Genomic DNA, 24,059 nt, shown 5'->3' with positions numbered 1-24,059 from the left:
TCAAAAAACGCCTAATCACATTTAAGTGATTAGACGTAAAATTTCATAATCAACTCCAATTACTGGGGTTCATTGCAGGTATCGCTTTTTTTGTAATCTAAAATTGCCAGTTTTCACGAAATTGTTGTAAAAAGGCCTCTGGAGATTTCTAAAGATGTGGATCTTTATTCCAAACCAGGTTTAGATTGATCAATATCAACATTATGGGCGTTCTCAATGGTATTGAAACTGTTTTTAAAATATTGTCAGAAGTCGTTTGATGTGAGATCTATTCTAGTAATAAAATTAATCTATCATTTACTTCTGATTACGGTCGGAAAAATTCGGTAGTAGGTGCTAGATCAGTCGTCGCTAGAAATGTACATGATAATTTAGTTGTAGTGGGTAATCATGCTCGAGTTATTAAGGCTACATAAGATAATTTGTTTTCCAAAATAAAATCGTTAGCTTATAATCTTTAATTGTATCTAACAGGAGGGTTTTGGAATGCAAGAGCAAATTAAATTTATCGTCAGCAATGCGAAAGGGAAACCTGAAAATATAGTTCATGAGAATAACTACTGTCCATTCTGTGATGTGAAATCTTTGACGAATATTTTTAAATATGAGGGCGATCGTATTTGGTTGATGAATAAATTTCGTGTTTTGGCCGATACGATGCAGACTGTTTTGATCGAATCGTCTGATCATAATGGTGATTGGTCAAATTACAGTTCCAAAAATGGTGAAGAGATCATGGAGTTTGCTTTGAGATGTTTCGATGAAATGATTGAAGATCCTAAGTACAAATCAACAATTATGTATAAGAACTTTGGCCCACATTCTGGTGGAAGTCTATTACATCCACATATGCAGATCATTGGATTAGATAATGTAGATGCTTATTCTCATATTCATGTTAATAATTTTGCTGGACATGATTATTTAAAAATTGGTAATGCTGAACTGAATATTTCAACGGAACCTATTTTGAGTTTCTTAGAATTTAATATACGGATCAAAGACATATCTGATGCTAAAAGTATGTCTAATTCAGTAAGAATGTTAACAAATTATATTTTACATAAATTTTTTAATGGTAAATTCGATAGCTATAATCTGTTTTTCTATCACATTAATAATGAAATCATTTGTAAAATGATTCCAAGAACAAGTACTTCGCCGATTGTGATGGGTTATAAGATGCCGCAAGTTGACAATCTTGAACAGATTCAAAAAGTTGAGAAAGAAATAATTGATTTTAATGCTGGGTTTAACTCCGGCTTTTAAAATGGATCTAAAAAGGCCATATCCTAGTAAATATGGTTCTTTCTCAAGTTTGGTTATAAAGAAATAGAGTCACCATCAACTTGAATAATCAAATTGATGATGACTCTATTTCTTTTTTCTTACATTTTTAATAATTGAGTATACGCTTATGATGAAAGGTGGTTTTGTTATGGGCAAATATCATTCTTTGAATATTAATGATTTTTTATGCAGACATTTTGTGTTGTGAGAATAGGCATTGTCTAGTCGTTTTTAATTTCCTTACAACCATTCAATAATGTACCTAAAACTTTAATGATTAAAAATGGATCTGGGATCTATAAGAATTCAGGGTATCCCGTCCCAATTCAAACTATTTTTTCAAGAAAGTAAGCACGTTCTTCTTATTTGATTTCATGCTTCCTGCTAAGAACGCAATTATGACTGCAACAACAGAAAGTAAAAATTCCCATACCGACCATTTAAAAATTAGTGTTAAAACTAACATAATAAAAACTGAAATCAACAAGACTCCATCTCTAGGGCCTAATTTCAAATATGGATACATCATCATCAGATGTCACTTCCTTCATTAAATAAGCTCAACTAGGATTTATTGTGGATGTATAATTTTTAGGTAGCTTTTTGTTTCCTTCTAATCGTAGCTTTATCGGATTCTTGAGACAATTAGGTGCATAGTCATTGCCAGAAGCTCTGTCGAAGCTAACTGAGACTAAACACTGAATTACTTACGAAATTAAGGATACCCTACCGAGTGTGTGGATGGGACATGCAGATTCCGTAAAATCCCGGCAACTGTGCGTCTATCTCTGGTAGGAAGAAGTCTAGGAATAATTCAACATCCATTTAAATCTTAAGAACAGCATAACATCTCATTCATTTTTATGAAAGCCCTTTTATATTGACGTTTTGGAAATACAAGTTGAACCCGAACAATCCCTGAAAATTTCACTGACAGTCTAAAAAGCTGTTTAATGTCTTTGAAAGACACTTGAATTTCAGGTAAAATCCTTGAAAAAGAGGACTTACTGATGACTGATTATCTAAACAATGTCACCTGTAACCAATTTGAGTTACTTTGCGTTCGGTTTTGCTATGTTTTGCTGGCAGTTGGGAAGTACCACGTGAAAAAGAGCATAAAAAAAACTAAATCTAAAAAGGTCTTCACAACATAAAACAATATAAGGCTCAAGCAATTAGGAGAAATGAAAAACAAAAAAACATTAAATACATTAAATACATCCAGTTGAATTATAAACTTAGATCAAATACCATCGCAAAAGCAGCTACGGATTTTGATCTAAGTAAAGTTACTGTTAAAAAGTATATGAAAATTTCTGCTCTAGAAATTCAAAAGTTGAACACCCCAAGAAATTATAAAAAGCGTAGATCTATTAGGAATGACTATTTGAATATTATTTTTAAAATGATGTGTGATGGACTAACTGATTCGGTAATTTACTCCTACATTGTTACACACGGAATATAGGTGAAAATAACTTCCCAAATCGTCCATCTAGCTAAGTAGAACTTTCTCCAAAGAAGACTTCAATGATACTCATCAAAAGATATGGGTTAATAAAATATCTGTTGTCTGTAAATAAAAATCCTCCTTAGTTGGGTTCAGATCACATTTTCATCTGACTTCAACTAAGGAGGATATATTTTTATACATAGACGGGGGAGTAATGGAACTACTCATGACCGGAGTCGGCTTAGTAAACCACTATTTAACAGGATGCTTGGCTGTCAAAGTTTTTGTACGCTCGTCCAATTCTTTAAGTTTATCGGTATTATCATGATTTTCGATTGCTTCAATAATAATATGGGCAACTTCACGGCAGTCATCTTCATTAAAACCACGTGATGTGATGGCTGGTGTACCTAATCTTAAACCGGATGTTAGTTTTGGAGGTAACGGATCATTTGGAATTGCTTCTTTATTAGCTGTGATATGAATCGAATCAAGTAAGTCTTGAACTTCCATACCATTCAAATCTGTATTAGTTAAAACAACATTTAGAAGATGATTATCAGTACCACCTGTTAAAACTGACAGGTGTTTTGAATCGTTGATAACTTCGGCCATGGCTGCAGCATTCTTAATAACTTGAGCAATGTAATCCTTAAACTCAGGTTGCAAGTCTTCGCCAAAGGCTACAGCTTTAGCAGCAATGACGTGTTCCAAAGGTCCACCTTGTGTACCAGGGAAGATGGCCGAATTAATCTTTTTAGCAAGTTCTGGTTTGGCTAAAATCATACCACCACGAGGTCCACGAAGTGTTTTATGTGTAGTTGTAGTAACGATATCAGCTACACCAATTGGAGTGGGATGTAGGCCAACGGCAACTAGACCCGCAATGTGTGCCATATCAACCATAAGTAAAGCATTAACGGAGTCAGCAATTTTACGGAACTTCTTGAAATCAATCACACGACTGTATGCAGAAGCACCGGCTACGATCAATTTTGGTTGAACCTCTGTGGCAATTTTTTGTACGTTGTCATAATCTATAAAGCCTTTGTCATTAACGCCATATGAATGGAAATTGTACATTTTGCCGGAGAAATTAACACGGGATCCGTGTGTTAGGTGACCACCAGCGTTTAAGTCCATTCCTAAAACAGTATCACCAGGTTTTAATACAGCCTGATAAGCAGCGGCATTAGCTTGTGATCCAGAATGTGGCTGAACGTTAACATATTCGGCATTAAAAAGTTTTTTGGCACGATCAATAGCGAGTGATTCAATTTGATCGATATATTCACAGCCACCATAATAACGGTGTCCAGGATATCCTTCAGCATATTTGTTAGTTAAAACGGATCCTTGAGCCTTACGAACATTGTCAGAAACAATATTTTCTGAGGCAATCAATTCAATATTTCTGTCCTGTCGATCCTCTTCTTTATTGATTAAATCAAAAATTTCTTTATCACCTGTACTGTAATTCATTTAACCATCTCCTTAATTATTATTAACGGTACTAGTACCAGTGGAATAATCGATAGTAACTCCATTTTCAACATTAAAGATATAGACATTGAACGAGACTTGACCGTCACTGTTACCCTGACTATCGAGTGATTCAGCCATCATTTGAACTCCACGAGCGACTAATTCGTCACCACGATAAATTGGTTGTACTCGGTATCTGACAAAATTATTCGGATTTTGCTTAATATAGTAAGCAATGTCGTCTTCATGTTTTAACATTTCAGGAGCATTCAAAGATCTTGTTCCTGTCATCAGATTTTTTGGATTGTTATTTTGTCCAGATAATTGGTAACCAATCAAATGAGAGCGATTATAGAGCCAACCAGTGGCAATCTTTTTGTTATGCCATCCGGTTGGATTTACATATAATGGTTCACGTTTGGTAGTCGGCATCAAACGCTTACTTAAAAGAGCATCAGCTTGAATGGCACGATTCAGTTTGTCTAAATTGGCAAAACTTTGCCATGCACCATTTTGAATACTCAGATCTGATTTTGAAAAACTTGGTTTATTATTATTGACCGTTATTTCTTGATCATTTTGATAATTCAAGTTGGCTAAATCAGCTGATGTCGAATCAGTCGTTTTTTCTTCTTGACGTGGGTTATCTCCAGCTTTGGGAGTGTTGTTCTGATAAGTTTCATAAACTCCTGAGCCACCAGCCAGGATCAAAACTAAACTGGCTGAAACTAAAGTGCGATGGATCTTTTTTCTAGGTTTTGTCATAAAAGTAGTAAATAAAACAATTACCCCTAATAAAATTAATAATACTGAATACATATAAATCAATCCCCTCAACTCAAAGACTAAAAATCTTCAATAGTCATTTTATCATATCTAGCCAGATACTTTGGAAATTAAAAAAGGATCTGACCACGCAGATCCTTTTACATAAATGTCTTTTTAAGTTCGGAAATTCTATCATCCAATGGAGGATGGGTATCGAATAATCCTGAAAAGTGTTTCTTTTTTTTCATAGGATCATCTATATATAAAGCGGCACTTGCATCGTCGACCTTTTTCATTGGTTCAGTGCTGGCTTTTAATTTTTCTAGTGCGTTGATCAATCCTTGTGGATTACGAGTCAATTCAGCACCAGAAACATCCGCTAAATATTCACGATTTCGAGAAATTGCTAGTTGAACTAAGCTGGCAATAAAAGGTCCGAGGATCATGAAAATCAATCCAATGACCCAGAGTGCCAATCTGATAGCTACCCAATTTGAATTATCACGGTCGTCGTCACCACCACCAAATGGCAAGACCCAGCGATAGGCGTTACCGACCAAATAACAGATAAAGATAATTGCGGACGAGAGGGCTAATGAGATTGTAGACACTCTAATATCATAATTTTTGACGTGAGATATTTCATGTGCCAAAACACCTTCTAGTTCTTCACGATCCATCATTTCATAGAGTCCAGATGTTACCGCAACGGCAGCATGCTTAGGATCACGACCAGTGGCAAAGGCATTAGGACTTTTATCATTGATGATATAAATATCAGGTAGAGGAATGTCGGCCACCATTGAAAGATCTTCAACAATATGCCAGAGGTCAGGTGCATCCGCCTCAGACTTGAGCTTTTTAGCACCATTCATTTGCATCACAATACTTGTTGATTGAAAATAAGTGATCAGTGTATAGATCAGTGCAATAACAAGAGCGGTTATTACACCGCTCCAGAGATTATCTAAAAAGTATTCACCAATAAAACTACCTAAACCAGCTAATATTATGAAAAAAATGGTAAAAATCAAATATGTTTTACGCTTATTACGATCAATTTGCTGGTATATCATAATGTGCTCCTATTAAAACTTAACTTTTGGAGCTTCTTTTTCCGCTTCAGGAATTTGTAAGAAGTCCATTTCCTTAAATCCATGAATCTTAGCTATGATATTTCTTGGGAATGTTTGGATAGCAGTGTCATATGACTGAACTTGACTGTTGTATGCTTGACGGGCATAGGCAACTTTATTTTCGGTGTTAGAAAGTTCTTCCATTAATTTAGAGAATTCTTGGTTAGCCTTAAGATCAGGATAGTTTTCTGCAAGGGCAAAGACTTGTCTTAATGCACCAGTCAAAGCAGTATCAGCATCAACTTTGTCCTGAAGTGAGTCGGCATTTGTAACATTATTTCTTAACTCAACTACTTTTGAAAGAGTTTCCTTTTCATGAGTAGCATATCCCTTAACAGTTTCAACCAAGTTAGGGATCAAATCGGTACGACGTTTCAATTGAACATCGATCTGTGAGCTGAATTCGCGAGCACGGTTACGGAACTTAACTAAACCATTATACAGTCCAGCGTATGCAATCACGATAACAGCCACGATAACGACAATTATTATTGTAGTCATAGGTTTCTCCTTCTTATATAGATTACTTTACATTTTACCATATCCATTATAGAACGGTTACTAGTAGGATTTTTTACTGAAAAGAGCTTATAATTATTACTTTAGAAAAATAGTAATTATAATGGGTTTTATAAATATATTGATTGCTCTCATAAAGAGGAAATAGTCATGAAGAAGATAATTTTAGTTCTTTTAACGATATTATTTGGAAATGTTTTTGGTACGACTAACGTTGAGGCAGACACAGTTAAGGCCGATGTGGTCAATACTGATTCATTTGATAAACAGGTAGATCACCTATTGTCTCAGAAAAATTTTTCGGGAACAGTATTAGTGGTCCGGAACGGACATGTTCTTTATTCAACGAGTAAGGGTTATTCTGATTACGGAGAAAAGCATAAGAATAATTTGGATACCAGTTATGAAGTCGATTCGATTCAAAAATCAATGACCGCTGCATTACTGATGAAACAGATAGAACTTGGCAAATTGTCATTAGATGACAAACTTAGCAAGTTCTATCCGTCAGTGCCTGGTAGTAAAAGGATAACTATCAGACAGATGCTTGATATGAAATCTGGTTTGATTTTACCAGGTAGTGTTGGTCCGCAAAAAACTTTATCTGATCAGGCGATTATTCAAAGTGACATTAAGAGAATTAAATTTAGTCATGCATTGTATAACAATTGGTATTATTCACCGATCAATTTCAATTTACTAAGTGGTATTTTGGAAAAGGTAACCGGTCGTAGCTATCGTCATTTGTTTTACGAATATTACATTAAGAAATTGGATCTTAAGCATACCGAATTTGCTTATTCACATAAGTTAAAGTCGGGAAATAAAGCAACTGGTTATACAAATATTGATCCGATTTCTGGAGCTTCCTCATATAGTCATTTATTTGGTATTACAAGATTTGAAACCTTTGATGAACTCGGAACTGGTCAGATGTTTATGAGTGCACATGACCTATACAAAGTAGAGAATTATATTTTAGCAGGCGATATGTTAACAAAAGCCTCACGTGCAGAATTATTTATTCCAGCCAGCGTAAGTGATTATGGTGGAGGCTTTTATAATAAATATAATGACCACTATGCAGACGGCTGGGGTTACGGTTTCCAAGGTATAGTACATCTATCAAGTGATGGACAGAATGGTGTCGTTGTACTGAGCAACTATTCTCGTATTAGTGATGATTTAAAACCAGTCGCTAAGCAGGTTTTTGATATGGTTAATGATTAATATGGAAAATTTCTTTTTTAATAAAACTATTTGGTGTAGCTTATAAGTAAGGAGGAGTCACTATGTATAAATTAAATGATGGAAGAGAAATTCCTGAAATTGGTTTTGGTACTTATAAGCTAAAGGGCCATACAGGAGTACAAAGTATTGTTTCCGCCATTAATAATGGTTATAGAATGCTTGATACAGCTTATAATTATGAAAATGAAGGTACAGTTGGACGAGCAATTGCTGAGAGCTTTGTTAAGAGATCTGACTTGTTTGTAACCTCAAAATTACCCGGACGTTATTATCAATATGACGATGCTATTTCTGCACTTCAGGAGTCATTATACCGATCACATTTAGACTACTTTGACTTGTACTTATTACATTGGCCAAATCCTAAAAAGGGAATGTATCCAGAAGCATGGAGAGCATTGATCGATGCACAAAAATTCGGATTAGTTAAGTCGATCGGTGTTTGCAATTTCTTACCAGAATATTTAGAAAAACTTCAAAGAGATACTGGAGTTTTACCAGCTATCAATCAAATTGAGTTACATCCTTTCTTTAATGAGGCCAAAATGCGAAAGTATGATGCTGATAATGGCATCATCACTATGGACTGGAGTCCCTTGGGACGTGGAAGTTCAGTTATGTCTGATCCAACTTTAAATGAATTGGCCGTTAAATATAACAAGTCAGTCGGACAAATTATTTTAAGATGGGAATATCAATTGAAAACTATTCCAATTCCTAAATCATCTAAGACATCACGTCAAAAGGAAAATCTTAATATTTTTGATTTCAAGATTTCTGATACTGATATGAGTCAAATTAGCTTATTAACTAAAACGGATGGTCGAGTACGTGATCAAGATCCAGCAGAATATGAAGAATTTTAGAAGATGCCCAATGTGGCGTCTTTTTTATTGACATTTGAAGGATATGCCTATAAACTTTGGTACTAAATCAAAGGAGGTAGGCATATGAGATATTGTGTAACTATGGACAAAAAGCATCATTTGTTTACCGTTGTTGATAAAAACAACAAAAATGTTTCTGCACACGGCAAATCAATTGAAGAAGCTGTTAGAAAAATTTTAAATAAGAAATAAATAAAAGTCCACGAATTCAATTTTCGTGGACTTTTTTAGTCATTTAAATGTTGAATTGCATAGTCAGCTTCTTCAGGTGTAAATTTTTCACCATCATCTGATGAAAGCTGATCGCGGATTTCTTCTGGAGACATAGACATTGTTTCTTGATATTGTTTGGCCATTTGAAGAGCATTATTATTCCAATCGACTTGAATATTATCCATGGCATACTGTGCAGCAGGGGCAGAGAATTGCTCCCCATCTACAGAGGTCAACTGATCATAGATACCATTTTTAGACATATGCATCATTTCTGAGTATTCGTTAGCTTTATTGAGTGCAGATTGGTAATCAGTAGGTACTTCAGGTTGAGCGGGTTCAGCAGGTTCTTGTGGCTCTGATTCAGTTGATGAATCGTTATTGTCATCTTCAGTATTGTCGTAAGATGAAACATCTTCTGAGTCATCTTTGTCTTCAGATTTTATTTTAGGTTTAGATTTCTTTGTTACTTTTGAAGTAGCATCTTTAGTGACTTTGCTTGTGGACGGCTGACCGCTAGCACTAACAGAAAATCCAATTATTAAAAATAAAGATATAATTAGCCAAAAGACCCAATCCTTGCAAATTGCTGGTGATTTATGTTTGTGTTTCTTACTCCTATTCATAACATTCCCTGATTTCATATTTATTTAAGTGGATATTCTTGTGATCCGATAGTATCCCCATTAACACCCTTGGTAGCAATTAATCTTACCGGTTTAGATATGTCATCAAGTGCATAGGCCACGGCGCTTTCAACAGTATCTCCCTGATTGATCGTGTTTAATTGCGTGTCGACAAATTTACTGTCCGGTTGTGCTGCTACTTCGAGATCTTTTTCATCGCCACTGTTGCTCTTTTGTGTAGCCTTGAAAATGGCTACCCAGGCGGTAGTGGGATTGATATCTTTGTCAGTTTTATTGGTAGTTTTATACCAAATGGCAAAAATAGGTTTGTCACCATGCTCATTACCAGTATTTCCAGCTTGAATGACTTTAGTTTGAGTTATTTCAATATCAATATCATGGATCACAGCTTTGTTATCTTTGAAATAATATTGTGAGTCACTATTTTGGTCGGAATTATTGTTTGCATCGGAATTTCCCGCCTGGCTGTTATTTTGAGTTTCATCTTTAGCAATTTCAGGTACAGTAGATTTTTTCTTATTAGTTATTTTCTTCTTAGGCTTAACAGTTTTCTTAGCAGATTTTTTTTTGGAAACCTTGTTGGTTTTGGTAGTGTTATCAGTCTGATTTTTGGCCTTTGCCGCAGCATTTATTCCCGTACCAGATAGACCAACCACAATTAATCCAATCAAAGTCCAGAACCACCATTTTCGGAGGATTGATTTAGATCCCTTCGGTGGCAGGATAGGGCCACGTTTTCGCTTTTTCTTACGATCATTGTGAAACTCTCCCCGAGTCATATTATGGTTATCGTTCAATAATTTCACCCCCGTGAATTAATCCCAAATGGAAACTGTATCTTTCCTATATAGTATAAGACTTATTGTTTGGTTGAAAGCGTTTAGGAAAAATCTTCGAATAAAAAAATAATTGTTCAAACAATATTGACATAGCTAGTTATTTCAAGTTAAAATGTTAACTGTTGTTTAATTGCCCGTTGGTCAAATGGTTTAAGACGCCACCCTCTCAAGGTGGAGTTATGGGTTCGATTCCCATACGGGTGATTTTGTACCAAATTCTGATAAATTTTAATTTTATAAAAGTGCTGTAAACCTTGTGTTTACGGCATTTTTGTTTTCTAAGGATTCACTCGAATTCACTCGAAATAAACTTTTGTCCCACAAATGTCCCACAAATGTCCCACAAATTTGATTTAGTTAAGTTCGCTTTGAAGTATTTCCATGGCTTTTTCTTCCTGCTGTGATTTTGCTTTTTGGAGTAGGTGAGAATAAATATTTAAAGTAATTGCAACATTTTTATGACCAAGTCTTTGAGATACATAAGCAATATCAACACCATGAGAGATTAATATCGATGCGTGAGTGTGACGTAATCCATGAAATGTAATTATATTTTTGGATTTTACTTTATCCCTTAATTTTGTAGTTAGACTTTTGTTTACTGCATTATCGGAAATAATTTGATGATTTCCATTTCTGAATACTAAATTATCTATATCTCGGTAGCCTTGTTTTAAGAACAATTCACGCTGCTGCTTTTTTAATTTTTTAAGTATACTAAGTAGTTCGTCAGAAATTCTTATAGTTCTATTTGAGGATTCGGTTTTAGTATCTTTAAATCCGTTATTTCCATTGTAATCATAGCCATTAACGATTGAGACGGTTTTATTTTTAAAGTGTACATTATTCCACGTTAGACCAGAAACTTCTCCTATACGGCATCCTGTTAGCAATCCGAATACTATTTCGTAGTTACCTATTGAATTCATGTCTAAAGATTGCAAGCAAAGAGTTTTTAACTTTTTGGCTTCAATCTCATCAATGTATTTTAATCCAGCATCTTTGCTGGCAACTTTAGATGCAATAGAAATATTATGAGTAAAATTAGTGTATACAATTCTTTCATCAACGGCTTCTTGGACAATAGCCTTTATTCGACTATTCATTTTTGATACGCTTTCACGAACATGATTTTTACCATATGCGGTAATCATATTTTGATAGTCTGCTTTGGTAATATCTTTTAATTTGGTCTCATGAAAGCAATTCTTTATTTCAGTGGGGATTAATGAGTATATATAGTAGCTGTGTTCAGAAATATGATCTTTCTTATAAGTATCAATCCATGATTGAGCATAGTCATGAAACGTTATGTTTTCTTTTTCAGATATACCGGATTGATTATATTTCAATTCAATAATTCCGCCGGCTATGCGTGCTTCTTTTGAAGTCTTAAATCCAGATTTAGAGATAGGCTTCTTTTTACCATTTTCATCATAATATCTGATTCGATATGTCCAGCTAAATTTTTTCGGCTCTTTTTTTTGATACCGCTTATAGATTTCCATTTTCTCCTCCTAATTCATTAAATTTTGAGAAAAATAAATAAGCCTAGGTTAGACTCATTTAAATTATTTTAGTTTTAGTATTTATTGAAGTTTAAATGTCATAGTGCCAATATTCTTTCCACCAACACCCTTAGTAGCGGTTAATTTAACAGGTGTCGTTGTGTCATCCAAGTTATATGCAACGGCATTTTCAACAATTCCATTTTTCTTTATTGTTTGAGTTTGAGAATCTAGATATTTTTCATCAGGTAATGCGGCAACGTCTAATTTATTAACTGTATTTTTATTATTATTTTGAACGGCATTAAATACGGCAATCCAAGCCGTGTTGGCATCTATTTCTTTAGTAGTCTTATTCGTAACTTTGTACCAGAATGCAATGATAGGCTTATCACCGTATTCATTACCGACTTCGCCAACGGGTATTACTTTGGTTTTAGTTATTTCGATATCTATGTCTCTAATCACAAGTTTATTATTTTTAAAGTAGTATTTGTCAGATTTCCTTTTTTCTACTTTAACGATTTTTGTGTTATCATCCTTAGATTTTTTACTAGATGAGTCGTTACCTCTTGAACATCCAGCAAGAATGGAAGCTAAAAGAATAGTTAATCCCGATAAAACTAAACCTTTGGTTTTCATTTGAAAATCCCCTAATATATTAATCAGCTTTTTTAGTCATCAGTGTTTGGACGAATGATTTAAATTAGTTTCTTAAGTTTCCAATATATAGAGTTAAATTATTTAATTCAATAATCTTTTCTAATTATATCAAATAAACCGGTTTAATGATTATTAATCGTTTACAACATACTAGGGTCATTACTACCAAATCCATCTCAAAATCTATTATCTTTAAGTCACCACTAAATTTGGAGGACTATCTGATGAAAAAGGAAATTTGGTTAGACATTGGGGTTACAAAATAAAAAACCTTCACTAAGAAGGCTTTAACGTTTAATGATTGCTAAATAGATCAGTATAAAAAATAAAACAGTCGAGTAGGCGACTCCCGCAAATCCAGCAAATTCCATAATTATCCAACCTGTGATTTTGGAAGTGGCTAGCAAAAGTATCGACATTACACTGAACATGGCAAACTGTCTTAGAATATTTTGAAAGGACCGATTCAATTCTTTTTTTTCGTTATTTCTCATTATAAGGCGCCTATGACAATAGCTAGAAAATTATTGAGGAAATGAACTGTAATATCGGCCTTAATGTTTTTAGTACGAGCATAGACAGCTGCCAATACTATTCCTAGTAGAACTTTGGATAGGAAGTAGACCCAATCAATATGAGTACTGAAGGGAGCATGTGCGTATCCAAAAAATAGGCCACTGAGTAACACGGAAACTATTGGTGTATTAGGGAAGAACCAGTTCATGAAGATACCTCTGAAGAGGATTTCTTCAAGAATAGGTGCCACTATAATAGTAAAAAGAATTAGAATTACAATATTATTTTGTGCGACTAGTTGTAATGCATCAACGTTTGAATTAGTTTTATTCATCAAAGGGACTGTCACAGCATTAATAGCAAAGGTAAGTATAGTGGCGAATCCCACAATGATCCAAGTTGATTTCTTAAATGGTATGGTTTTGAACAGTTGGGCTTTTTTAAATACTCTCCAAATAATGAAAGCGACGACAACTAGCAGTATAATAGTTATAATTGGCACTATTTTTAAATATGAAGCATAATTATGACCGAGTTCTTTTTTTGTCAATGTTAGTAATCCTAATGGTATTTGTTCAAGCAAGAACAATCCCAAAAAGGCCATGACATGGAAGAAGCCTATCAAGGGGTTGAAGTTGTTTTTATTGCTATTCGTTTTCAATAGAAGTTCCACCTTTTTTAATAAAAATTAGAATTTTTTGCGAATAAGTGCTTTAATACTATAATGAGTTTTTTAAAGGGAGTGAATATATGTTTAAAATTGCTCGAGGGAGAATCAATCTCTGGCAAGTTCTTGGGGCACTGTTATTTATGACGGTCCAAGTTATTGCAACATTGTACCTGCCAAATATTACATCTGATATTGTGAACAACGGTATATCAACTGGTGATACTAACTATATCATGCATGCAGGCTTACGGATGGTAGTTGTTTCTTTCATCGCAATTATTGCTGCTTTGGGAAATGTTTTAATGGCTTCTCAAGCTTCGCAAGGATTGGGTCGAAAGTTAAGATCGGACCTATTTAAAAAGATATTATACTTTACAAATGATGAATTCGACAAATTCGACACTTCATCATTAACTACTAGAACGACAAATGATGTTATTCAAATTCAAAACGTTATGATCATGATGTTGAGAATGATGATCATGGCACCGATCATGTTGATTGGGGCCAGTTTTATGGCTTACCAAAAAAATGCAGCGATGACTAAGATCTTTTTGATCTCAATACCTGTTTTAATCGTTTTAATTGGATTAGTCATGTATTTTGCTGTGCCATTGTTTAAGGCTATGCAGAAAAAAACTGATCGTTTGAACCTTATTTTTCGTGAAGGACTAACTGGAGTTCGTGTTATCAGAGCCTTCAGACAAGATAAATTTGAACAAGATCGTTTTAAAGACGCTAATGCCGACTACACAAACAACGCTGTTAAAGTATTTACTATTGTGGCTCTAATGTTCCCGATTGTTACTTTAGTAATGAGCGGAACTAATATTGGTATTACTTGGTTAGGTGCACAATATATTGCTGACCAGTCTATGCAAGTCGGTAATTTAATTGCATTTATGACATATGCAATGCAAATTCTAATGAGTTTCATGATTCTTTCCTTAGTGTTTGTCTTCGTACCACGTGCTTCAGCTTCAGCAGCTCGTATTCAAGAGGTATTTGTTGCTGAAAGTCAGATTGATACAATCGACAAGCCTATCAAGGTAAAGGGTGATCCCGCATTGAGTTTCAGTGATGTTAACTTTAGATATCATGGAGCTGAAAACTTGGCACTATCAAATTTAAATTTCTCGATTGAAGCTGGTCAAACTTTGGCTATTATTGGTGGTACAGGTTCGGGTAAAAGTACTTTGATCAATATGATCCCAAGATTTTTTGATGCCGAAACTGGTGTCGTAAGTCTTAATGGAACCGATGTCAAAGCTTTGAGCAATGAAGATATCAATCAGCATGTTTCAATGGTTCCTCAAAAGGCGATTCTTTTCAGAGGTAATATTCGTGATAATATGATCTATGGTAAGAAAGATGCTACGGATGATGAAATTTGGAATGCCTTGGAAATTGCTCAAGCAGCACAATTTGTTAAGGAACTAGATGGACAACTGGATGCTAAAGTAGAACAAGGTGGAGAAAATTTCTCTGGTGGTCAACGTCAACGGTTGGCAATTGCTCGTGCTTTGGTTAAAGAGTCGTCAATTTATATCTTTGATGATTCGTTCTCAGCACTTGATTTCAAGACTGATTTGAATTTGAGAACAGCTTTGAAAAATGATAAACGTATTCAAAAGAGTGTCGTTGTCATTGTTGGTCAAAGAATTTCAACAGTTGCTGATGCTGATCAAATCGTCGTTCTTGATGATGGTAAAATGGTTGGATTAGGAACTCATGAGGAATTAAGAGAAAATAATGAAACATACAAAGAGATTATTGATTCTCAGTTAAGGGAGGTTAAGTAATGGCTAAAGAACAACCCCAAACAACCTCCGGTGGACATGGTCCAGGTAATCATGGTCCTGCAGTAAAGGTAAAACCAAAGAATTTTTGGAAGACGACTGGAAGACTAGCTAAATATATGTCCTCATATGCTATCGGACTTATTACAGTTATGGCTCTAGCAATTGCATCAGCTGTTTTTCAAATCAAAACACCTAAAATCTTAGGTGAGGCGACTACTGAAATTTATAAGGGTTTCATGACAGGTGTTGCTCAGCAAAAGGCTGGCATACAGGTTAGCAAATTTCCAATCAATTTTACTAAGATAGAACATATTATTCTGATTGTATTGTTGATGTACCTAGCTTCAGCACTGTTCAGCTTTTTACAACAATTTGTTATGACGCGTATTTCTCAACGAACGGTTTTCAAATTGAGACGTGATTTGAAATCTAAGATGGAACGTTTGCCAATTAATTATTATGATTCACATTCGAATGGTGACATTATGTCACGTGCGATTAATGATATGGATAATATCGCTGGTACCCTGCAGCAAAGTGTTACACAACTAGTAACCAGTACTGTAACCTTTATCGGTGTCTTGTGGATGATGTTTACGATTAGTTGGCAACTTACATTGATTGCTTTAGCAACTATTCCAGTTAGTTTGATTGTTGTTGGATTAATTGCTCCACAGTCACAGAAGTTTTTCAAACGACAACAAAAGTCATTGGGACTATTGAATAATCAGGTTGAAGAAAACTATTCTGGACATGTCGTCGTTAAAAGTTTTACTCATGAACAAGAATCAATTGATGTATTTGAGAAAGAAAATGAAAAACTATACAAGGCATCTTGGAAGGCACAATTTATTTCAGGTTTAGTTATGCCAATGATGACATTCTTGAATAATTTAGGCTATGTTTTCGTTGCCATGTATGGTGGCATTCAGGTTGCTAATGGTAAGTTGCCAATTGGTGACATTCAGGCTTTCTTACAATATATGAATCAATTCTCACAACCAATTGCACAATTGGCTAACCTAACTAATACAATTCAAGCAACCATTGCTTCTGCTGAACGTATTTTTGAAATCATTGACGAGCCGGAAATGAAAAATGATAAAGTCGATGTTCCAGATGTTCAAACTGAAGATAAAGTAACTTTGGATCATGTTAAATTTGGTTACGATGATAAACCTATCTTACTTGAGGATTACAATTTACAAGTTAAACCGGGTGCAATGGTTGCTATTGTTGGACCAACCGGTGCTGGTAAGACGACTATTATCAATTTATTAGAGCGTTTCTATGAAGTTAAAGGTGGATCTATCAAATTAGGTGGTAAAGATATTCGTAATATGACTCGTGAAGAAGTCAGAAGTCATTATGCAATGGTACTTCAAGATACTTGGCTATTCACGGGAACCATCTACGATAACCTTAAATATAGTCGTGAGAACGCGACTAAAGAAGAAATCATTACGGCTGCTAAAGCGGCCCATGTTGATAACTTTGTGCGTCAATTACCAGATGGTTATGATACGGTTCTAAATGAAGAGGCTTCAAACATTTCTCAAGGACAACGTCAGTTGATTACTATTGCACGTGCTTTCGTAGCTGACCCTGAGATTTTGATTCTTGATGAAGCCACATCTTCAGTGGATACAAGAACTGAAATTCATATCCAACATGCTATGGAGCGACTATTGAAAAATCGTACAAGCTTTGTAGTTGCTCATAGATTATCAACTATTCAAAACGCTGATAAGATAATTGTTATGAATGAAGGTTCCATTATTGAAACTGGTAATCATGATGAATTAATGGCTAAGAATGGATTTTATGCTGATTTATATAATTCACAGTTTGCTGGAAATGTTGAAATGTAAAAAAATAAAAGAAGTTAAAATGACTAATATTTTGGTCATTTCAACTTCTTTTTTATTGTCCATTTGGGTGCTAACTTTAATTTTTTTAGATCTTATAATTAAAATTTTGATTTGATTTTTTCGCATATAAAATAAGTAAATAATGATAATTGATCCACATACAAAGTAAGTTATTTGAAGTCCATGCATAACATTGCATGGACTGGGATGATAATGCATCAGAAATAAACATGAAGAGTTTAGCTTTGGGTGGGAGGAATTGACTATTTTGTACCAGACAAACTGGTATCAAAACCAATGTAATTCAGATGAATTTAATTGAATCTGTCAGGGCAAATATAATCAACCATCAGATTATTTAACTTATTTATTAAGAAATATTTCTCAAGTTCCAACATTCACTCAATACGGTTGTTTTTTTGATTATTATTAGGTGATCTCGACAAAATTCTGGTGTAATTCTTTTATATAAATAATTGAAAAATTTGATATTCCAAATTTTATAAAATTTTCATACGAATTATGAAACTTTTTATGACACTTTTGGATTTAGAATATGCATATATTGATATTTAGAATCGAGGATGTTAAAAATGAGATTTAACCAGTTAAAAAGTAACCCAAACAGCATTGTAAAAAAAAGATTAAAAAAATCTGGAACACAATGGGTCATTGTTAGCAGTTTGTTTTTTGCTGGAGCAATTTTTATTGGAGGAACAACAACAGTTTATGCTGATGACACTCCAACAGTTTCAACAACTTCGACCGAAACAAATGATCAATCAGAGACGAATTCTGGTACTACGGTAACTGATGGTTCCAGTGGAACTGTAGGAACGGAAGATACAAAATTAGATTCAACAAAAGGTCAAACATCTAATTCAACCGATAAGGATTCAGGAAGTACAGGATCTGGAACCGCTAATGATGGATCTGGGATAAGTGGTTCATCTAATAATACAATCTCTGGTGATACTGAAAATACTCCGGCATCTAGCACAGCCAACAAGAATACTGATTCTATAAACAATAATGATGGAACGAACACAACATCAGGAAGTACTGATACTACAAATAATAGCGATGGAATAAACACAACATCAGGAAGTACTGATACTACAAATAATAACGATGGAACAAACACAACATCAGGAAATACTGATCCCGCAAATGGTAACGATGGAACAAACACAACACCTGGAAATACTGATCTTGTCGATGATGTAACGAGTGCAAGTGATGAAGCAACAAATGAAGAATCCGCTGCAGTTCCAATGGCTGCAAGTGCAGAAGTAGCTGCCCCAAATATTGCTGAAGGTACTTTTGGCACTTCTAACTGGTACGTTAGTTCAGATAATGTTTTGCATATTGGTGCAGGTGATCTTGCAACATCGATTTATACCAGTCCATGGGCATCATATTCAGATCAGATAACATCAATAGTATTTGATGACGTAGTTAATGGAAATGCTGATTCAAGCTATTTATTTTCGGGGTTAACCAAAGTTACTTCGATCGTTAATGCTAATAATTTCAATGCGTCTAATGTTCTTTATATGGACTATATTTTTTCAACCTTACCATCACTTACAGAACTTGATATTTCAAAATGGGACACACAAAATGTTGTAAGTATGAACCACATGTTTTTTGGAGATATGTTCTCAGGTGGGGGTCACTTGAAGTCCTTGGATTTGTCTAATTGGAATGTTTCAAATGTGAAAGATATGTCTGGGATGTTCAGTGGACAATCAGATATATCATCAATAGATCTGTCAAAATGGAATGTTTCAAATGTAACTAATATGTCTGGGATGTTTCAATCAGATTCAAACTTGAAATCACTGAATGTAAGTAATTGGGATGTATCAAAGGTTAAGACTTTTTCTAGCATGTTTATTGGAGATAAGAGTCTTGACTCATTAGATTTATCAACTTGGAAAATGAGTTCAACTGCCAATTCAAATTATTTATTTGCTAATGCTGATATTAAACAATTGGTATTGAGTGGTAATGATATCTTTAGTGGTGACCCAGCTTTATCCAATTTGCCAACTTCAGATACTTTAACGGGTAAATGGATCAACGTTGGTACAGGAACCGTCGATAACCCTGAAGGTAGTTCTAAGCTCACCTCAGAGGAATTGATGGCCTTATATGCTAATAATGGTGGTCCAGATGATACTTGGGTTCGTGAAGGCGTACAAAAAATTGATACAAGTGTAACTGCATCTGTCATTATTGAATCTAATTTAGGATCTCAAACAGTTGAGAATCAAACCGGTAATATCGGTGATACTATTACGGTTAAGGTCCCACAAATTGATGGTTACACATCTGATAAAGAAACAGTTAGTGCTATCGTCAATGCAAATAAAACTATTACTACAGACGAACAAGTCAAATATACTGCGGATCCATCAACCGGTGGTTCTGGTTCAACCGACACTGGCAATAATGGAAATACAAATAATAACAACAATAATACTGGTGACACGGATAATAACGGATCAACTGGAACAAATCCTGGCGGTTCAGAAACTAATGATTCGCAAATAATTGCGCAAGATCAAACTGTTGCTACATATGCAGATGAACCCGCTGCTCAGCTTTATGATGTTAGTGGAAATATTATAGAAGGACGTTTTCTAGATACGAATACCGATTGGCAAAGTGATCAAGTTTTGATCAGTAACGGTACGATGTATTATCGTGTTTCTACTGACGAATGGGTCAGAGCTGATGACGTATATGTATATGTGTCTGATAATGGTACTGCTAAAGCCTATCTTGATAGTGATAAAGCTTTAATTGATGCTCATTATAATGAATCTAGTCGTACACTGGCAGCTGGTACAGATTGGTTGTTTGATCGTTATACAGAGATCAATGGCAATAAGTATTATCGTGTATCAACCAACGAATTTGTTAAAGAAGACAGTGTTCTTCCTTATACAGCAGTAAATGATGTAGTTAATACAAGTTCAAATAATGTCGTAGTTTACAATGAAACAGGTACAGCATCAAAGCATACCTTGTCGGCTAATACAGCATGGAAGACTGACAAAGTGGCTAAAATCAACGGTATTCAAATGTATCGTGTATCAACTAACGAATGGGTCAAAGCATCTGACGTCGTATTGAATGATAATATCTAGATATTAAAAAAATGTTCTAAAATCTTTGATAATATTGGAGGTTTAGAACGTTTTTTATTTGTTATATTAGAGGCAGCTATTTTATTTTACGATATCATTACTTCGTGATGATAACTACAGTTGCCCAGATCAGGGTTATTTTTAATATGGGCGTTTATGTTTTTTTTATTACAAGCGAGTTTCCATAAATCTTATTGGCTAGTTAAATTATCCTAGATGTTATTTTTACGATACAATTAAGGCATTAATAATTGTGGAGATAAGGAATGAAAAAATTTCAAGAGACAGAAGCACAAATTTTAAATCTAGTGAATCAGCGGATTGTTCCTGGCGTCAGTTACGGATTTATCAGTAACCATGGCAAACAGATAAAAACTAGCTATGACGAGGCCAATTTTGCAGGTAATAAATCTTGGCAACCGGAGATTACACCACTTGCAGGTAATGAGTTATACGATTTGGCATCTTTGACTAAAGTTATGGGAACAGTTCCAATTATTTTAAAATTGATTGATGAAAAAAAACTCGATTTACATGATCCTATTCAAAAATATTTACCTCAATTTAAAAATGATCGTGTTGAAATATTTCATTTATTGACGCACACTTCTGGAATTGCAGGTTATATTCCTGATCGTGACAAGTTGAACGATCAAGAATTGATCAATGCATTGCTGAATTTACCAGTGACAGATAATTTCAACAAAAAAGTCGTTTATACGGATACTGGAATGATTTTATTAGGTTTGATAATTGAAAAAGTCTATCAAGAACCAGTCCAAAAGGTAATTAAAAATTTTGTCCATGAAACTTGGAATTTAGAAGATGCTACTTTTGATCCTGAAATAAGTCGTTGTACACCAACCTATCCAGTTGATGGGAAAATGCTAGTTGGTATTCCCAATGACCCGAAGGCTCGACAATTGGGAGAACACTGCGGATCAGCCGGGATGTTTGATAATTTAGTCGATGTGATGCAATTTGCTAAAGGAATGCTCCAAACTGATTATAAATTTCTTTATAAGAATTTTACTGATTTGAATCCTGGTCGTTCATTGGGATGGGATATTAAACCTGGCAATGTGTTATTTCATACTGGATATACGGGCCATTTTATTGCTTTGGATTATCAACATCAAAATGCGATGATCGTTTTGACCAATAGAGTACATCCAATCGAACACAATCAAATTTTCTTAGAGCGTCGTTATACTATTTTGGATAGTTTTTTAAATGAGAGCAAATAAAAACAGTAATCAAATGTGATTACTGTTTTTTTGTTGATATGTTTTGTAGAGATTTCTTATTTTATATAACCTTTATCATTCAATACTTTTCTAAGTGAAAGCATAGCAGTATAGGTTGCTAGTACGTAGATTTTCTTAGTTGGGATATTAGGGATCTCTTTAACGAAATCCTCAATTTCAACCGTTTCGATATTTTTGTCCATATCTAAACCGGCAATTTTGAAACGATAGGTAACATCTTTAACACGTTTACCACCGGTAATTACTAGTGGCAATTTTTTATAGTCGAAGTCCTCAAAATTACCATCCCAGATCCAACTAGTATCAATACCATCGGCATAGTTGGCATTTAACAAGAATGCTAACGAATAGTCATCTTTGTCACTAAGAATGGTTTCAATAACTTGATTCAAACCAACTGGGTTTTTAACTAAGATGATATTTACATCTTTATCATCAACAGTGATAGTTTCCTGACGTCCGAAAACTTTCTCATCATAGGAGAAGGCCTTTTTGATTTGATCGATACTAATGCCCATTTCTTTAGCAATAGCATAAGCTGCCAAAGCGTTGTAGACGTTATATTTACCACCGATATTCATTTCAAAATCATTACCATCAATCGAGAATTTACTTATATTAGGAAGTAATTCGTCAACAGAAGTCACTTGGTACTTCAAATCATTTCGTTTAAAGCCACAGTTAGGACAGAAGTAGTTGCCTAGGTTAGCGTAAGTAATCATATGATAGTGCATGATGTGATTACATTTAGGACAGAGAACGCCATCAGTATTTGTTGGTGCTTTGAAGTCCTCGTTTTCATGACCATCAGCATTGAAGCCATAATAGATGATTTTATTTGGAAGCTCCTTTGATGAGAAGATCGAAGCGTCGCCATTAGCAATAATAGTTGCTTCAGGTGCCAACTTGATACCATTTAAGATTTTTTGATAAGTCGTGTAGATCTCACCATAACGATCCATTTGATCGCGGAAGATATTAGTCAAAATAAAGTATTTTGGTTTGATATATCTACAGATGATCTCAACATTAGCTTCGTCGACTTCTAAAACAGCTAGTGGACGTTTAGATTTTTTGTTATGTGTCACAAAGCTTGTGACGATTCCTTGAATCATGTTTGATCCTGTAGGATTAGTCAAAACGTCATCGTACTTTTGTGTTAACATTTTATTGATCAAAGATGTAGTTAAAGTTTTACCATTTGTGCCGGTAACAATGATCAGATCATAATTTTTACCGAGACTTTTTAAAATATCTGGATCAATTTTGTAAGCAATTTTTCCAGGGTAAGATGAACCGCCGTTGAAAAATTTACTTAAAATGAAATAAGATGTCTTTCCTGTTAGTGTTGCAATACTTGATTTGAATGTCATTATAAAACCCCAATTAACTTGAATAAAATAATATTATCATAACTAAACGTTATTTTATCGCAAATTGATTCAATTTAGATAATGTTTAATATGTTCAATAACGATTTTTTTAGTTATAATCTTCAAGGAATCTATTTGGAGGCGGAAGAGTGGCTCAATTATTTTTTAAGTATGGTGCGATGAATAGTGGTAAGTCAATCGAGATATTAAAGGTGGCTCACAACTATAAAGAACAAGGCAAGTCAGTTATTTTAATGACTAGTGCCTTTGATACACGTTCAGGTGTTGGTACAATTAAGAGTAGGATCGGTTTGTCAGCTGATGCAATTGCTCTTACACCTGATTCAAATCTTTATGACATCGTTGTTGAATTGAACCCTGAAGTGGCTTGCATTTTAATTGATGAATGTGAGTTCATGACTAAAGATCAAGTTTTGCAGGCTACTAGATTAGTGGACGAGCTGAATATCCCTGTTATGGCATTTGGATTGAAAAACGATTTCAGAAATGAATTGTTTGAAGGTTCAAAATATCTTCTATTATATGCAGATAAATTGGAAGAAATGAAAACAATCTGCTGGTTCTGTAAAAAGAAAGCAACAATGAACATGAGAATGGTCGATGGTAAACCAGTTTATGAAGGCGACCAGATCGTTATTGGTGGCAATGAAATGTACTATCCCGTTTGCCGTCGCCATTATAATAATCCTCCAATAAAATAGTTTAAGAAAGGATCGTTAAG

The 24,059-nt window shown here is 34.5% G+C and carries 22 protein-coding genes and 1 tRNA gene; 11 read left to right on the top strand and 12 right to left on the bottom strand.

Going from position 1 to position 24,059, the window contains the following annotated elements:
• The first annotated feature begins 486 nt into the window (after positions 1–486).
• Complete coding sequence (locus EKM64_RS06295) at positions 487–1,269, top strand: DUF4931 domain-containing protein (RefSeq protein ID WP_125676725.1); 783 nt, start codon at positions 487–489, stop codon at positions 1,267–1,269.
• A gap of 352 nt (positions 1,270–1,621) precedes the next feature.
• Here EKM64_RS06295 and EKM64_RS11535 read toward each other — a convergent pair whose 3' ends face one another.
• Complete coding sequence (locus EKM64_RS11535) at positions 1,622–1,822, bottom strand: hypothetical protein (RefSeq protein ID WP_125676723.1); 201 nt, start codon at positions 1,820–1,822, stop codon at positions 1,622–1,624.
• Positions 1,823–2,515: 693 nt separating this feature from the next.
• Between EKM64_RS11535 and EKM64_RS11530 the strand changes: the two genes are divergently transcribed.
• Positions 2,516–2,758, top strand: a complete 243-nt coding sequence (locus EKM64_RS11530) for a hypothetical protein (protein ID WP_225420969.1) — start codon at positions 2,516–2,518, stop codon at positions 2,756–2,758.
• Positions 2,759–2,995: 237 nt separating this feature from the next.
• Here EKM64_RS11530 and glyA read toward each other — a convergent pair whose 3' ends face one another.
• The 4 genes from glyA to EKM64_RS06270 all read right to left on the bottom strand — a co-directional run bounded on the left by glyA (position 2,996) and on the right by EKM64_RS06270 (position 6,633).
• Entirely contained in the window at positions 2,996–4,225 is a 1,230-nt protein-coding gene (glyA, locus tag EKM64_RS06285; RefSeq protein WP_125676721.1) for a serine hydroxymethyltransferase, read from the bottom strand.
• Positions 4,226–4,237: 12 nt separating this feature from the next.
• Positions 4,238–5,047: a DNA/RNA non-specific endonuclease gene (locus tag EKM64_RS06280; RefSeq protein WP_125676718.1), complete on the bottom strand. Its 810-nt coding sequence runs from the start codon at positions 5,045–5,047 to the stop codon at positions 4,238–4,240.
• A 107-nt stretch (positions 5,048–5,154) separates the two neighbouring features.
• Positions 5,155–6,072 carry a zinc metalloprotease HtpX gene (htpX, locus tag EKM64_RS06275; RefSeq protein ID WP_125676716.1) on the bottom strand — a complete coding sequence of 306 codons (918 nt, stop codon included), beginning with the start codon at positions 6,070–6,072 and terminating at the stop codon, positions 5,155–5,157.
• A gap of 12 nt (positions 6,073–6,084) precedes the next feature.
• On the bottom strand, positions 6,085–6,633 hold the full coding sequence (locus tag EKM64_RS06270; protein ID WP_125676714.1) for a LemA family protein: 549 nt from the start codon (positions 6,631–6,633) through the stop codon (positions 6,085–6,087).
• 168 nt (positions 6,634–6,801) lie between these two features.
• On the opposite strand from EKM64_RS06270, the gene EKM64_RS06265 reads away from it, so the two are divergent.
• The 3 genes from EKM64_RS06265 to EKM64_RS11640 all read left to right on the top strand — a co-directional run bounded on the left by EKM64_RS06265 (position 6,802) and on the right by EKM64_RS11640 (position 8,981).
• Positions 6,802–7,881 carry a serine hydrolase domain-containing protein gene (locus EKM64_RS06265; protein WP_225420968.1) on the top strand — a complete coding sequence of 360 codons (1,080 nt, stop codon included), beginning with the start codon at positions 6,802–6,804 and terminating at the stop codon, positions 7,879–7,881.
• Positions 7,882–7,943: 62 nt separating this feature from the next.
• Positions 7,944–8,768 carry an aldo/keto reductase gene (locus EKM64_RS06260; RefSeq protein ID WP_125676711.1) on the top strand — a complete coding sequence of 275 codons (825 nt, stop codon included), beginning with the start codon at positions 7,944–7,946 and terminating at the stop codon, positions 8,766–8,768.
• An 84-nt stretch (positions 8,769–8,852) separates the two neighbouring features.
• A complete protein-coding gene (locus EKM64_RS11640; protein ID WP_263852830.1) occupies positions 8,853–8,981 on the top strand; it encodes a hypothetical protein in 129 nt (42 codons plus the stop codon).
• 35 nt (positions 8,982–9,016) lie between these two features.
• Here the strand turns inward: EKM64_RS11640 and EKM64_RS06255 are convergent, their stop codons facing one another.
• Positions 9,017–9,646 (bottom strand): Ltp family lipoprotein, encoded by a 630-nt coding sequence (locus tag EKM64_RS06255; RefSeq protein WP_225420967.1) that lies wholly within the window; start codon positions 9,644–9,646, stop codon positions 9,017–9,019.
• Between the two features lie 2 nt (positions 9,647–9,648).
• Entirely contained in the window at positions 9,649–10,446 is a 798-nt protein-coding gene (locus tag EKM64_RS06250; protein WP_125676707.1) for a DUF5067 domain-containing protein, read from the bottom strand.
• Between the two features lie 173 nt (positions 10,447–10,619).
• Here EKM64_RS06250 and EKM64_RS06245 point away from each other — a divergent pair.
• Positions 10,620–10,692, top strand: a tRNA-Glu gene (locus EKM64_RS06245).
• A 149-nt stretch (positions 10,693–10,841) separates the two neighbouring features.
• On the opposite strand, the gene EKM64_RS06240 is transcribed toward EKM64_RS06245, so the two are convergent.
• The 4 genes from EKM64_RS06240 to EKM64_RS06225 form a co-directional block, all read right to left on the bottom strand.
• Positions 10,842–11,996 (bottom strand): tyrosine-type recombinase/integrase, encoded by a 1,155-nt coding sequence (locus EKM64_RS06240; RefSeq protein WP_125676705.1) that lies wholly within the window; start codon positions 11,994–11,996, stop codon positions 10,842–10,844.
• Between the two features lie 81 nt (positions 11,997–12,077).
• Positions 12,078–12,638, bottom strand: coding sequence for a DUF5067 domain-containing protein (locus EKM64_RS06235; protein WP_125676702.1), 561 nt, complete (start codon positions 12,636–12,638; stop codon positions 12,078–12,080).
• Positions 12,639–12,946: 308 nt separating this feature from the next.
• Entirely contained in the window at positions 12,947–13,153 is a 207-nt protein-coding gene (locus EKM64_RS06230) for a hypothetical protein (RefSeq protein WP_125676700.1), read from the bottom strand.
• Positions 13,153–13,836 carry a CPBP family intramembrane glutamic endopeptidase gene (locus EKM64_RS06225; RefSeq protein WP_225420966.1) on the bottom strand — a complete coding sequence of 228 codons (684 nt, stop codon included), beginning with the start codon at positions 13,834–13,836 and terminating at the stop codon, positions 13,153–13,155. Before EKM64_RS06225 ends, EKM64_RS06230 begins: the two co-directional genes overlap by 1 nt.
• An 89-nt stretch (positions 13,837–13,925) precedes the next feature.
• Here EKM64_RS06225 and EKM64_RS06220 point away from each other — a divergent pair, with 89 nt between their 5' ends.
• The 4 genes from EKM64_RS06220 (at position 13,926) to EKM64_RS06205 (ending at position 21,923) form a co-directional block, all read left to right on the top strand.
• A complete protein-coding gene (locus EKM64_RS06220; RefSeq protein ID WP_125676698.1) occupies positions 13,926–15,647 on the top strand; it encodes an ABC transporter ATP-binding protein in 1,722 nt (573 codons plus the stop codon).
• Positions 15,647–17,518 (top strand): ABC transporter ATP-binding protein, encoded by a 1,872-nt coding sequence (locus tag EKM64_RS06215; RefSeq protein WP_125676696.1) that lies wholly within the window; start codon positions 15,647–15,649, stop codon positions 17,516–17,518. Before EKM64_RS06220 ends, EKM64_RS06215 begins: the two co-directional genes overlap by 1 nt.
• A 593-nt stretch (positions 17,519–18,111) precedes the next feature.
• Positions 18,112–20,676, top strand: coding sequence for a BspA family leucine-rich repeat surface protein (locus EKM64_RS06210; RefSeq protein WP_164505309.1), 2,565 nt, complete (start codon positions 18,112–18,114; stop codon positions 20,674–20,676).
• Between the two features lie 266 nt (positions 20,677–20,942).
• Positions 20,943–21,923: a serine hydrolase domain-containing protein gene (locus EKM64_RS06205; protein WP_125676692.1), complete on the top strand. Its 981-nt coding sequence runs from the start codon at positions 20,943–20,945 to the stop codon at positions 21,921–21,923.
• Positions 21,924–21,979: 56 nt separating this feature from the next.
• On the opposite strand, the gene EKM64_RS06200 is transcribed toward EKM64_RS06205, so the two are convergent.
• Positions 21,980–23,317 (bottom strand): Mur ligase family protein, encoded by a 1,338-nt coding sequence (locus tag EKM64_RS06200; protein WP_125676690.1) that lies wholly within the window; start codon positions 23,315–23,317, stop codon positions 21,980–21,982.
• A 149-nt stretch (positions 23,318–23,466) separates the two neighbouring features.
• On the opposite strand from EKM64_RS06200, the gene EKM64_RS06195 reads away from it, so the two are divergent.
• On the top strand, positions 23,467–24,039 hold the full coding sequence (locus EKM64_RS06195; RefSeq protein WP_125676688.1) for a thymidine kinase: 573 nt from the start codon (positions 23,467–23,469) through the stop codon (positions 24,037–24,039).
• Positions 24,040–24,059 lie beyond the last annotated feature (20 nt).

It is taken from the genome of Companilactobacillus keshanensis, assembly GCF_003946205.1.
GTDB classification, from domain to species: domain Bacteria; phylum Bacillota; class Bacilli; order Lactobacillales; family Lactobacillaceae; genus Companilactobacillus; species Companilactobacillus keshanensis.
The sequence above is the reverse complement of the archived record's forward strand: the minus strand, read 5'-3'. Positions and strand labels throughout refer to the sequence as shown.